This window comes from Leifsonia sp. SIMBA_070 (genome assembly GCF_046534635.1).
Classification (GTDB): Bacteria; Actinomycetota; Actinomycetes; order Actinomycetales; family Microbacteriaceae; genus Leifsonia.
This window is the reverse complement of record NZ_JAWRYK010000001.1, coordinates 2,388,239-2,401,250: the sequence shown is the minus strand read 5'-3', so window position 1 is coordinate 2,401,250 and position 13,012 is coordinate 2,388,239. Positions and strand designations below refer to the sequence as shown.

Annotated in this window: 8 protein-coding genes; 5 read left to right on the top strand and 3 right to left on the bottom strand. The window is 62.4% G+C overall.

The features are described 5' to 3' along the window. The first annotated feature begins 256 nt into the window (after positions 1-256). The 3 genes from SB754_RS11250 (at position 257) to SB754_RS11240 (ending at position 4,226) form a co-directional block, all read left to right on the top strand. Positions 257-2,110 carry a DUF4209 domain-containing protein gene (locus SB754_RS11250; protein ID WP_410782411.1) on the top strand — a complete coding sequence of 618 codons (1,854 nt, stop codon included), beginning with the start codon at positions 257-259 and terminating at the stop codon, positions 2,108-2,110. 254 nt (positions 2,111-2,364) lie between these two features. After that, positions 2,365-2,529 carry a hypothetical protein gene (locus SB754_RS11245; protein WP_410782410.1) on the top strand — a complete coding sequence of 55 codons (165 nt, stop codon included), beginning with the start codon at positions 2,365-2,367 and terminating at the stop codon, positions 2,527-2,529. A 491-nt stretch (positions 2,530-3,020) separates the two neighbouring features. Then, complete coding sequence (locus SB754_RS11240; protein WP_410782409.1) at positions 3,021-4,226, top strand: hypothetical protein; 1,206 nt, start codon at positions 3,021-3,023, stop codon at positions 4,224-4,226. Between the two features lie 77 nt (positions 4,227-4,303). Here the strand turns inward: SB754_RS11240 and SB754_RS11235 are convergent, their stop codons facing one another. Next, positions 4,304-6,001: a DUF262 domain-containing protein gene (locus tag SB754_RS11235; protein WP_410782408.1), complete on the bottom strand. Its 1,698-nt coding sequence runs from the start codon at positions 5,999-6,001 to the stop codon at positions 4,304-4,306. A 553-nt stretch (positions 6,002-6,554) separates the two neighbouring features. On the opposite strand from SB754_RS11235, the gene SB754_RS11230 reads away from it, so the two are divergent. After that, positions 6,555-7,148, top strand: a complete 594-nt coding sequence (locus tag SB754_RS11230; protein ID WP_410782407.1) for a nuclease-related domain-containing protein — start codon at positions 6,555-6,557, stop codon at positions 7,146-7,148. 279 nt (positions 7,149-7,427) lie between these two features. On the opposite strand, the gene SB754_RS11225 is transcribed toward SB754_RS11230, so the two are convergent. Then, complete coding sequence (locus tag SB754_RS11225) at positions 7,428-8,591, bottom strand: tyrosine-type recombinase/integrase (protein ID WP_410782406.1); 1,164 nt, start codon at positions 8,589-8,591, stop codon at positions 7,428-7,430. Between SB754_RS11225 and SB754_RS11220 the strand changes: the two genes are divergently transcribed. Beyond that, a complete protein-coding gene (locus SB754_RS11220; protein ID WP_410782405.1) occupies positions 8,590-9,096 on the top strand; it encodes a hypothetical protein in 507 nt (168 codons plus the stop codon). The two genes, SB754_RS11225 and SB754_RS11220, sit on opposite strands and share 2 nt — an antisense overlap. Positions 9,097-9,109: 13 nt before the next feature. Here the strand turns inward: SB754_RS11220 and SB754_RS11215 are convergent, their stop codons facing one another. Beyond that, positions 9,110-11,692 carry an AAA family ATPase gene (locus SB754_RS11215; protein ID WP_410782404.1) on the bottom strand — a complete coding sequence of 861 codons (2,583 nt, stop codon included), beginning with the start codon at positions 11,690-11,692 and terminating at the stop codon, positions 9,110-9,112. Between the last annotated feature and the right edge of the window lie 1,320 nt (positions 11,693-13,012).

Below are 13,012 nucleotides of genomic sequence, written 5' to 3'. Positions count from 1 at the left end.
ATCGCTATCCATTATTTGCCCACAATTTGCCCACACAAGCGTCCGTAAACTCTACGGAACTCTATGGGCGCCGCGGTGATCACAGTGATGCTGTCAGGCCGGACTCGACCCGACCCGGTCTAAGCAACCTCCGGGCTGAAGTGGCGGGGCGGTTGGCTTGAGCATGGTGGCTGCGCAACACCTGTAAATGGCAGTTCCACCGCAATCGACGTTGCTCGATCAGAATGAGTCGCGCCTGGCCCCCTAGTCTGGGCGAATGACCTTGACCGATGATTCCCGCTGGCTGACCGCAGCGCGAGATTCAAGTCTCCAGGCCGCCCTTGCGGAAGATCCGACGGGAACGCTCCGTATCGGCAGTGGCCTGAGGGCGATCGCAGAGGACGGCACTGTCGACGAGGACGTCCGTTACGTCGCCGGGCTGCTAGCGTCCGTCGCCTGGTTCATGCCGAACGGGAACGACTGGTCCAATCCCTACGGCCCATTTGCGTCATTCGCCGACCGGCGCAGCGCCATACCGGCAGACTTCTCGGAGGCAGACATCTCGGTGCTCGCCGCGATCGCCGATGCGGTTCCTAATCTCATTCTTCAGAGCCGCCTGTTCGACGTCGCAGCAGTCGCTGGGGACCCTGCTCTTCGCCCGGCTCGACACCTCGCGCAGCTTAAGGCGCTCGCTGATCACGGGGTGACGAGTGAGGCCATGACCTACTCCGCTGAGCAGTGGGATCGTGGACTCGCGGTGGGAGTTCGCTTTCGTGGGGTCGCGTCGGAGCAGCTCGACGAGATCGAGCGCCAGCTTGTGGAAGCAGCCACCACCTCCGCCGACGATCGATTGGCCGTACGAGCGGCGCACATGCTCAGTGAGCATCGGCTTGGGAGCCAACATGCGGCTGCCATCGCCGAGCATCTCGCGATGCTAGCCGAAGGAATCGAGTCGATCGCTGCTGACCACACTCTGGAGGTGGCGGCCGACTGGCATCGCCGTGCTGGAGACCCGGAAGCTGCTGAGGACGCGACTTACGCTATCGTCGAGCGGTTAGTGGCCGAGGCTGATGCTTCTGAGGCGTTCCGCGCTTCAGTCCATCTAGAAACGGCACTCAAGATACTGCGCACCCTGCCCCGCCGAGCTCGCGAGCGACTGGGCATTACCGAGTTACCAGCCGAGCTCGCGCGCCGGATCCGGGAGCAAGGTGCCGCGGCGATCGGTCAGATGAAGGCTTTCACATTGGAAGGCGGCGACATCGGCGAACACGTCACCCAGCTGCTTGCGACCATCCGAAGCGACAACCCGCTTGAGGCTCTTCGTCGCTTCGCTGGTATACAGGCCTTCGCTAGCCTGACTGAGGCACGATCGGGAGCTGAGCAGCGTGCTCACGACTTTCCGCTCTCGTCACTGTTCGGTCGGCGGACCCTTAGCGCCGACGGGCGCACCGTATACCGTTCGCCCGCGAGCGACGACACCATCTACGGCGAGAAGGCATCTACATGGGAAGGGATGATCCAGCACTATCAGATGCGCGTCAACCTCCTCGGCGGCATCGTGGTGCTTAACGCTTGGAGACAACTGTCGACGGATCATCGGCTGCACATCGGTGACTTCCATGCCCTAGCGGCGGGCAGCGCCATTGTCCCAAGCGCGTACGAAGGGATCTTCGCACGCGGCCTTCACTACGGATACAGCGGCGACTTTGGCACCGCACTCCATCTCCTCGTCCCTGCTCTGGAAGCGCTGGTGCGACACCATCTCGCGAACGCTGGCCAACGCACGAGCGTGATCAGCGCGGAAGGAACCGAAAACGAGGTCGGACTGTCTGCGCTCATGGAGAACGAGCGCGTGGTCGACATCTTCGGAGAGGATGTTGCGTTCGAGCTTCGGGCTCTGTTGTGTGGACCCATCGGCCCGAACCTCCGGAACGAAGTCGCGCACGGCCTCATCGGCGACTCGGTTTTCTCATCAAGCGCCGCGGTTTATCTTTGGTGGCTCACCCTGAAGCTCGTGTTCATGCCGTATTGGAATGCGCTGCACGATGTAGATGCAGCGGAAGCCCGGGAGCCGGCCACTCCAGCACACGATTCGAAGCCGGTTCCTATCGCTGATGCGGACTTCCGTTAGAAGTCCGGCGCGAGCCGAAAAGGATTGAGTCATGGCCAAGCGATGGCTGCACATGCTCAGGCCGGCGAAACGGCTCCGTAAGGAGACGAGCTCATGGCGGCGAATTCAATCCACCGACGAGTTGGGTCTCAAGTTCAGGACACGGCTCCGGCTTCGACGGCATCCCACCACCCCGGGCACGCAGTCGCAGGCGTTTTACCGCTGGCTCATCGCCCTCCGCACCGAGCAGGACCTCCTGGTCCGATCTCGGGTTCGTGCCCACCGCTTACATGCTCAACCCGTCCGACGGGGCGACGATCCAGACCACCCGCAACGCGGCTGTGCCTTCCACCTCGGCGGTGCTGCTGAGGCCGGCACCCGGACGGGTGGTTGCCCTCGTCGTCCCCTTCACGCTGACAGAGCCGACTCCCGCCGGATAGTGCGCGCTCAGCGTTGCTGAGGTTCCCGCAACCATCACAAGCTCCTTTGGCGTGCTCGCCTATAGCGGTGGCGACAGTTCACCTTCCCGTTGACTCGCTCAGTGAGCGTGCGCGTAATCCCGCATCCTCCGCAACCGCGCTCCCTAAGCCGCGCACCGTTGGACCGCATCAAGTCGCAGAAAGTTTCAAACAGTACCGAGCCCCTGGCTGGTTCTCCGAAGCACTCGTCGCCATGAGCGATCAACTCCAACATGAGCCGAGCGGTGCGGTCCCGTGCCGATGGCAACTCAAGGGGAAGCTTCCGCCGGTCGCGCGGCAGGGATTGCCAGCCAAGGGATCTGTTCCGGTGTGCTCCATCGCAGGCGAGTTGCCCGACCCACGCGGGCTGACTCTCCCCGCATTCTGGGACTGAAAAGGCAAGCTGAAGATTCACTATGGTGTGAGAGCGTTGATCACAGTGCCCGGGCGCGCTAGCGCTCTGGAAGGAAACCATGACATTCCCCGAACCGACCGATGCCAACGAAGTCGCCGTGCGGCGTTTTCATGCAGGAGGCAGCGAGATCGCCCTATTCGAGTTTCAAGGACAGTTACGCGACCTGATGGTCTCTAGCCTGCGGAACAGCTACCTAGCGACCGGTAGCTTCACTGACGATGCGCGGACGCTGTCCTCGCAGGGCGTGCTTTCGCTGGCCGTATCCGGAGCTGCCGTCGCCGGTACGACGGTGGCTAGCGCACTCTCGTCCACTCTGTACATGGCGACGGCCGATCCGTCGACCCTGATGAAACTCGGGTCGGGAGTCGGAAGCACGGTCATGGGCGCGCAGGGGTTCGCCGCTCAAGCGCCGTTCATTGCGGTGCCGAGCGCGCTGCCGGTGGTCGCTCCGATCATGGCGATGCAGGCGCTCACAACAGTGATCATGCTGCAAAAGTTTCAGGAGGTGGATCGCAAGCTCGACGCGATCAAGACGACCCTGGACGAGGCCATCGCGCGATCTGAGGCGACCCACGTCGGCGAACTGCTGACCGCCTCCAATGTCGTGGATGAGCTATATGGCCAGTACGAGCTGGCCGGCGCGTTTTCGAACGACATGCTAATCCGCCTCGGCCTTGCAGAGCACAGAGTGCGCAGTCTGGCCGAGCGGTTCCAACTGCTAGTTGGTTCCCACGCCGCCGCACCAATCGAGGACCTCTCGGATGTCCAGCAAGCGAACTATGACGCTTACAGCGCCGCTCTAGCTTCGTTCCTCGACTTGCGGATTGCCTACCTCCGCGTCTGTGTGGACATGCAGGAGAATCCCAAATCGGTGCAATCATCGGTGGACCGGCTCAAAAGCAAGATTGGAAACGTCACCGACTTCTGGCAGCAGCTCCTGAATCGCTCCGAGGGAGTACGCGCCGCCATTCGTGAGCGCGAATCTCGTCTGAACGACATGAACTGGGCTGAGCGGGCCCTTCCGGCGGGTCGTCGGTCCGCCACCGAGAAGGAACTGAAGGTTCTCAAGGAGGCCTATACGACCACCATGGAGAGCGAGCGCGACATCATCGAAGGCTTCCACGACCTGATTCGGTCCGCTAAGCACACCCTGAAGGCGCTCGAACATCCTGATCTTGGATCGGCCACGTCGCCGACTCTCGTCTACTGGCAGGATGAGACAGGGGAGCACTCGTTCGCAACGGAGAGTATTCGGGCGGCGTAACTGTTTATCTGGGGTCGGCCCGTTGACTCTCGCCCAAATCGCAGGCGATCCGCTTGCCACCCATCGGCACGCGAATTTTAAACCGCCTCGCCGACAGCCGACGTGTGCGAGTGCAGCGCCCAGGCGTCGTACAGTGTGCCCGTCAGTTTCTGCTGTCGCTGCTCTACGACGTCGAGATTCCAGTCGGGCTCTTCGATCACCTGCGACGTGAGTTGGAAGATTGCGGAACCCTTGAAGTACTTCGACTTCTTGACATCGAAGGAGAAGTTCTTGACCTCGTTGTTCTTGCGTCCGTTGAGTAGAAGCAGGTTGCCGAGACGGTTTGTCCATTCGTCCCGCTCGTCCTCATCAAAGCGATCCAGCCAATACTCTGCGGTGGGCGTCTGGGGGAGCACATGCTCGATCTGGATCAGCGGCTCGGAGTATTCGACAGCGCCATCGGTAGTAAGTAGCTCGTCGAGGCGCAATAGCACGTAGCGGGCGCGTCGCTTTTGCATGCCATAAATGTCACCGTCGATTGCGCGCCGGGTCTCGGTGATCTCCTCCCGACTCAGCTGGAACGAAGGCGCATCGAGGCCCTTCCCGGCCTTGAGCTCTGTTAGGAGCTCCAGGTAGCGCTGTATGCGTGGCGTCGTGTATGTCCCTCGCACCAAGAAGCTTGCGGCGAGCCGCTCAAGCTTCGCGAAGAACTCCGAGAGGAATGCGGCATCGTCGCCGTGGTTGTAGAGCGCCCAGATCGCGGTGGGTCGCCAATCCTTGTTATCGATACGAGCAAACCGCTTCAGCCAACGGTTCACCGGCTGCCATTCGGCGTCGTCCGGGAAATCAGCATGGACGGTGCGGAGGAACGCGTCGGCATAGGGCACAAGCATCTTCTCGACGAACTCCGCAGCCTTCCCGTTCTTCAGGAATCCGTTGAGGACTTGGTCCGGGAACTCCTGCAGGAGCTCGTATCGTGCCCGCTGGGCGGTCTCGACCGTACGCATATCACGGAAGAGCTCCGTGAAGTCGTCTGCGCCAAGATCCTCTTCTTTGTCCTCCCAGCTCTCAGCGAGCGGGGAGTGCTCGGGCAGCTCGCCTATAACCATGGACTTGAAAATGTCGGCTGGAGAAAGGTCAAGGCCGCGCGAATTCATCACCGAGAAGATCCTGTGGGCGCTGGAGAGACTTGGCGTCCTAACGACGACGAGGAACGTCTTTGTGAGGAGAAAGGTGGCGAGTGCCTGTCGAGCCTCCACTGGCCACACGGACAGGCGCGCGTAAAGCGCCTTCGCGTTGTCACGCACTGCTAGCTTCGGTTCCAGGTCCGCGATCGCCTTGCTCGCCGCCACGAGTTCGGCAATCTTCTCGGGCTCCTGCACGTAGATGCGGAAGAAATCGGCAAGGTCCTTGCGCACAGCGAGGCGTGCTTTGGGTGGAATATTGCGGATGCGGGAGCCGGGCTCGTATACGAGGTCGCCGAGTTCGCGAGCTTCTTTGTCGTCCTCAGCAAGGTCTCGCAGGACAGCGAAGAGCATCGTAAGCGTAGTTAGGCGCTGCTGCCCGTCGACTACATCGTACGTAGTGCCACCGCGCTCGATGAGGACAAGTGAACCAAGAAAGTACTCGTCGTCGGCACCGCGATTGAGGCTCTCTTCGAGATCCTCCAGTAACTGCACGGCTTGCTCGACTCCCCAACGGTATGGCCGCTGGTAATCAGGAATCGTGAAATTGAAGTCGTCCGAGAACACCTTGTCAAGGGAATATTCGGCGGCGTGAAGCCCGGTGGTCGCCATGCTTCGAGCCTAGCTAGAGCGACGTGCTACAGCAGGCCCCCATCGGGGTGTGCGTCTTGCGCGAGGCGACGGTTTCGCCGACGACGCCCGCTGTGGCCTCCCGTCGTGGGGCATGTCAGTGCTCGGTCGCGGCGTGAAACGGGCGGCCACCCCGAATTGGGACTAAGCAGCGACGCGATGACACCAATAGTTTCGCGTAATGAACAACGAGGCGTTAGGAGAATGGATGAGCTCGGATTCCCCCAGCGCATTCAAGGAGATGGCGCTTCGGTACGAAGGGCGATGCCGAACATGCGGGGCCACAGTTCCCGCGGGGAGCCGGGCAGTCTACTTTCGCGCTTCGAGGAGTGTCGTATGCGCTTCGTGCTTCCGAGCTCAGCCGACCGAGGGAGCTGCCTCCGCAACGAGCGGAGGGCGGACGGAGACGGTTCCAAACAGATGGAGCAGCCTAAGTCCGCAGCGACAGCCCGAGTCTTCCCTCGTCGACTCTGGATCGGCGGGCGCGTCAGCTCAGCGAGAGTATGAGCGTCGGAAGCGTAAACGCGAGGAGCGGGTGCGCGAGGCACACCCGCGTATCGGAGGCCTCCTCCTTGCAATTACGGATGAACCACAGAGCACCAAAGCATGGGCGACGGGCGCCGCGGGCGAGATTCTGCTCGGTCGCCGGCTCGATAGCCTCCTGAATGACTCGACGTTCGTGCTCCATGACCGCCGGATACCTCCGACGAAAGCAAACATTGATCACATTGTGGTCTCGTCGTCGGGCGTTTTCGTGATCGACGCGAAAAAGTACAAGGGTCGCCCGAGTCTCCGCGTTGACGGTGGCCTGTTTCGACCGCGTGTGGAGAGGCTAATGGTGGGGTCGCGCGACCAGACGAAGCTCGTCGACGGGATAAACGGGCAGGTAAGCAAAGTACGTGCTGCTCTGGCGGCAGCGGACTTAGGGGACGTGCCCGTCACGGGAATGCTCTGCTTCGTGGAAGCCGACTGGCCGCTTTTCGGCGGAGACTTCAGCATCATGGGCATCCGCGTTCTTTGGCCCAAGAAGGCGGCCTCGGAGATTGCCGCGTGCTCACCAGCCGATCCAGATGTCGGACGCCGGACTTACCGCGCGATCGCGCAAGCCTTTCCCATCGCACAGTCGTAACTCGCCGCTACGTGCTTGGCTTGTGCCGCCCACGAAGGGGAGAATAGCGGCATTGGTGCACTCGGATTCACTATTGCGAAATGACTACAGCCAACGACTCGGCGTTCAACGAGGTGGCATTCGCGGACCTCGATACGTTGTCAGCTTCAGATCTGCTTCGGCTGAACGAGCGTCTATCGCGATCCTCCGATAGCGCCCGCTCGGAGCAATGGCGTTCGCGAATTGCAGAAATACTCGTCGAGGGAACCTAAGCCCGTCAAACAGGGGAAACGCGTCGGGCTAGTCGTCCCATAAGCTGCCACCGCTTTCCGACATGACCCGCTCGTTGAGTCGATCCGCGACGGACCCGAGATCGTCTTCGAATAGGTCGGCGTAGGTGTCCAGCGTCATCGCTGCCGATTTGTGTCCGAGCATGCGCTGGAGCGCTTTGACGTTGGCGCCGGCGCTCACGGCCAGGCTTGCCGCTGTGTGTTTGAGATCGTGCGGGGTCATATGCTCGAGTCCCGCATCTTGGAGTGCGGTCAGCCACCACGACTGCCGTCCTTTGGCGGTATCGGGACGGGCCAGGTAACCGCCCGCCCGGGCAGCGAAGACGAGGTCGCCGCGCTTTTTCCCGTCGATGAGTGTCCGGAGGCGGGGCGCGAGGAACGCGGGAAAGGGTACGGACCGCGCCTCCCAGCTCTTGGGCGGTCCGACGTGGATGAGTCCGTCAACCTCGGTGGCGGTTTGGTGGATGGCGAGGCGGCAGCGGTTGAGGTCGATGTCGTTTACGGTGAGCGCGACAGCTTCGCCCCACCGGATACCGGTGTAGGCGAGAGTAAGCACGAGGACGCTGCGCTTGTCATCGGGCACCGCTCGCGCGAAGCGGAAAACCTCCTCGTTGGTCAAGTACCGGCGACGCTTCTTCGTCCCCTTACGCGGAAGGTTGCTCGCACCCCGAGCCGGGTTCGCCGGAATTCTGCCATCGCGTACCGCGACATCAAGGATCCCGGCGAGGATCCCGACCGCGCGGAGGACGACACCCGCCGACCGCGGCTTACCGGCGTTGCCTTGACGGACCCGGACCGTGACAGCCTTGCCCTGGCTGAGCTCGCGGATCCACTTCTCTACAGCGGATGGGCGGATTGCGCCGATCGGTGTCGCCGCCCACCGCGGCTCAACATACACGCGCCACGCGATGCGAATGGGCGAGAAGCTTGATGGCTTGAGTGCCTGCTCCTTGTTGGCGAGCCACTCCGCAGCGAGCTCGCCGACAGTGATCTTGGATTGTGACGCCTCGAAGTAAGTACCACTCGCCATCGCTACCTCGACTGTTGCGTTGTAGAGCTCCGCTTCGCGTTTGGTGCGGAAACCTCGTTTCTCGCGCTGCTGGTGCTCGGGGTCGCGCCAGCGCACTCGATATCGCCGGCCTTTGGCCGACTCGTAGGCGTCGATGCTCCCCATGGCGGTGAACCTAACCGTCACTACCGACGACGGCGTGAAATTCCATTGCAGCGAAGGGGCTCTTAGGTATCTCGGCGGTCGGGTGCAGTCTGGAGCCGTGGACAGAGAGATGCTGCACCCGGAACCGATGCGTTGGGGCGCGAATGACGATCAGGCTGTTGAGCTGTGCCGCCGGTGGATGGTTTACCTCGGCGCAAGCGACGCGGTAGTCGCCTCGGGCGATGCGCGGCGGGCGTGTGACCTCTACAGTTCCTATTTTTTGGGGTGGGTGTGCAACCAACGCGGGAATGTCGATGTCGACGTTGTGGAACAGGCCGCGTCCGTCGCGTTCTCTGACGGTCGCCAACCTCTGATCTTCGTGCCGGGCGGAATTCGTCCTGTTGCGCAAGAGCGAGCTGATGTCTTGCGGGTGGCAGTACTCAGGTTCCACCCGGTGAATGCGACGCTGGATGGTGTGAATTCGCTCGGGTGGAGAGTCCGGGACGATGGCTTGGCTGGGGGTTAGCATTTGAGTCCCGTCAACGAATGACCAAGGGTGCCGCGGCTTGGGAGTTCGGGCTCGATACCGTGGGGGCTGTGTGACCGCGAGCCGTGCTGCGAAGCTCTGCCAAGGCTGCCGCCCGCGAGTCTTCGACGGTGGGTTCGATGACCTGACGATTCAGGGACTCTGTGAGCGCAGCTCGTGCCGATGTTTCGCTGGCAGCAACGACGATGGCGGTGTTGTTTTCCTTCCCACGAGTGAGTCCTACATAGAGTCCGGCGGAGTCGACTCCTGGCCCGACGATTGATAGATCAGTGGTTTCTCCTTGGACGCCGTAGACGGTGGTGGCGTAAGCGAGGTGTAGGTGCGACTCGGCGTAGCTGGCGGTAATCCTGCGGAGATCTGACGCGTCACCCGGTGCAGCCAGCACGATATCGCCGTTGCCAATCGACTTGACGACCCAGGATTGCCGATTTTGGACGTCGACCGCCCCGTCATTACGACGGGTTTGAACGACGTCACCAACGAGGATCGCTTGGCCAGATTGGCCAGCGGCGACGACGTCTGTTCGCAAGGTGCCTGAGGCGATGCGTCGAGCTTGGACAGATTCGCTCACGGCCATGGCTTCCGCATGCGTAGAGGTAACCAGCGCAATCGTCCGGTGCGTCGCGTTGGCATCGAACCAACCGTTGACCATTTTGTCCATAGCTGCGCGATCGCTGTCCGCGAAGATTATGTGGCCTGTGGTGATCAGATCGCTGGCGACATCGGTTGCGGTGTCCGGTCCCCTGAGTTCACGTACCCGCAGCGCTAGGGCAGCCCAGTCGGGATCCTTGAATCGATGACTTTCAGTCATTTCAACGGTGTAATTCGCGCGCCGCCAGAAGAGGGCCATTGCTCCGGAATGTCCGACAGGGAGGGCCTGGTGTTCATCGCCGACGAGCGCGATGGCGGCGCCGGTTCGTTCCAGCACATCGACTAGGCCGCGGGCGGTTTCGAGGTCGAGCATTCCGGCCTCGTCGACGACGATGCGATCTTGTGGGCGAATCCGCGTGCGCGGGCCGGGATAGCTGCGGCCGGTCACCGGGTCTGCGGCACCGACCTGGAGGCATGTCCACTCTGTGGCCCCCGCTTCGTTGGTGGCCCAGCGCCATCCGTAGTCGAACAAGAGCTGGTGCAGCGACGACGAAGCGCTGAGCGTCTCGCGTCCTGCGACTTCGGATGCCTTCTTGGTCGGAGCGACAACGATCGTGTTGCGGCCTTGGCGCCGCAGTCCAGCGACCGCAACTTTGAGCATGGTCGTCTTGCCGGTGCCGGCCGCGCCGGAGATAGCCACGATACGTGCGGTTCCGGCGATTATGGCAGCGCCATCGACCTGTCCGGGGTCCAGGATGCGGGCGGGCTCGACGAGCTGCGCGAGCGCCAAAACCGCTCCTTCCTTCAGGCGGCTTCCGGGCGTCGCAAGCATCTCGATCCGGAGGGCAAGTGTGGCCTTGAGCGTCGCGGTGTTGGTGGCCATTAGGCGTTTGACGTGCGCCGGAATATCCGGCTCGGAAAGCAGGGTGACAGTGTGAGTGCTGGCCAGCTCGATCGCAGTATCGATCACCTCAGTTAGTCGCTCGCGAGGGGCGCGGAGCCCGGCCGCCGCGATGGCGCGAATCGCGCCCGCGCGGATGTCCCATTCGCTGAAGCGGCCGCCGGTGCCCGTCGATCGCGCGTCCGCGTCAACTACGGCTGTGGCAGCGATTAGCTCCATGTCGAGGTTCCCGACGGCTACCCCTCCAGCGTTGACCGATCGGCGTTCGCGCCCGAGCCGCGCGTCGCACGCGAGGAGTTCCTGCCGCATGAGTGCTTCCCACTCTTGCTCGTCGACCTCGCCGGGCTTGTCAGGTCGGCCGGCGGCCCATGCCCATCGGTCGATCTGGCTAAGCACATCGTGTGAGGGTTCCTGTCCGGGGTGCCGTTGCTTCCACCAGGTCGCGCGGGTGATCTTGTTGGCTTCGATCTGAGCGGATCGTTTGGACAACGGCCGGACCAGGTGCTGCAGCTGAGCAATCTCCCCGTCGTCGTTGAGGGTGAAGCCTTTCGCGGCGAGAGTGCGAATCCATGCCGGGTCGGTGCGGGAGGCGAGGTCGCCCTCGGCGTTGATGACGTTCTGGAACCGCAACGCCACCCGGGTGTCGATGTTCGACCATTTCCCGTCTTGGCCTTGAACTTTGACGTTCAGCCACAGGTGCCGGTGCTTGTGCGGATCCAACGACCGAGAGCGTTCATGGCGGAGCTCGACGACCTCGATCCGCGCGAGGTCCTCCCGGATGGTTCCGCCTTTGCCGCGGCGGGCGTTGAGCTCGGTCTGCCACAGCTTCACAATCCGGTCGCGGAGCCGGTCTTGGAGGTCTTCGTACGCGGCGGCCAGGTCGGGGTCTAGCATGGCAGCGATCGAGAACGACTTCGGCGCGTTGATCGTCGCATCCAGAATCAGGTCCGCGACCGGGGACTCGAGGTTACGGCCGCGGCGCTGCCCGGTGAGCGGGTCGATCCCGTCAACCCAGTCTTTGAGTTGGTCGCGGGTGAGGAGGTCGTCGCGGATGGCACCGTTCCCGACGATATACCTGGTCATGACGGCATCGGCGTATCCGGCGGCGGCGATGACACCGTCGGCGGTCTTGGCGGTGAGAGTGGCATCACAGACACCGGAGAAGGCGTAGTTGACCGCTTGCTTGACGCCGTGGGAGGACTGTCCCCGCTTCCACCTGGCTACTCCACCTCGCACCTACACTCACCTCCCTCGCACCCGTAGGGGCTTCCGAAACTGGACAGTCTTGTCCTTGATTCGAAAACTTCCTCTACTTACTACTTCCGGTTCGGCGGGTGTTTTGGCGCGCATTTGGCGCGCGCTGCTGCTTTTCCCCGAATCCGCTCCCTCCCGGAACGGCGACGAACGACGGCATGCGGCACGCCCACGACCGTGCAGGCGAGTTGCGCCGGGGCGCTGCCTCTGAAGCGAATGCCCTCATACCTACACGTTGTGTTTCCGAGCCGGTTTTGACGCGCAAAACCTAAAATCGTTTGGTCCCCTGCTAAGGCAGAGACTCCGGCCGGATGCCGCCGAGGCCTGTGCCGGTTCTCTTTCGGCCTGTGCGTATGCGGCGAGTCTGGTCAGGTTGACGAAGGGGACGCAAGCTGTCTCCGCGATGCGAGCAGCGAGCCACCCGATTGGAGTGTGCGGGTCGGCGGCGATCGCCCACCCATCCATCACGTATTGGCTGACGGTCTCCACGCATTCGTTCTTCTCTGCGGCAGTCGGCTTGGCGGATCCTTCCACGCCGACGAGTCCGCCTTGCAGCTCCGGAACCATGTCTCCGGTGTCGATGATGAATACCCGCATCCCGCTCATCCCCTCTAGGGTCGATCGTTTTGAGTGCCTTTCCGGCGAGTGATCGAGAGCGAGTGGGAGGTGTGGAGTGCCGGGACCGTGGAGTACCGGGGGAGCGCAGCGGAGGAGGATACGCCGCGAAAGCCCGGCACGGAGCACCGGGAGGGAGCTACGATCGGGCGGCGGAAAGGCCCTCAAACCTCATCAGCGCTGCGCCGCGAGCGGCGTCATCGACCAGAACGCGGGGCGGGAATGAAATTCACTTTCAGTCCGCGCAAGCAGCGGCGACCGCCCGGCTAGGTGAAAGCTCCAAGGCCGCGAGCAGACGCCTTCGTCTACACGCGGATGGTCTCGCAACGCCGATCTTTAGCGCCGGGTGTTGCGCAAATCGCAGCAACCAGGTTGACAGGGGAACCCTCCGGAACCGGGCGAATGCGCGCCGTGCCACCTAAGTGCCTGCGTGCATCCCTCTCTTGCATCCCTCTCTTGCATCGATCTCCATTCGCCTCGTCTCCGCGATGTCTTTCTGTCTTTCTTGTTATTGCATCCCTTGTTGTTCTCTGT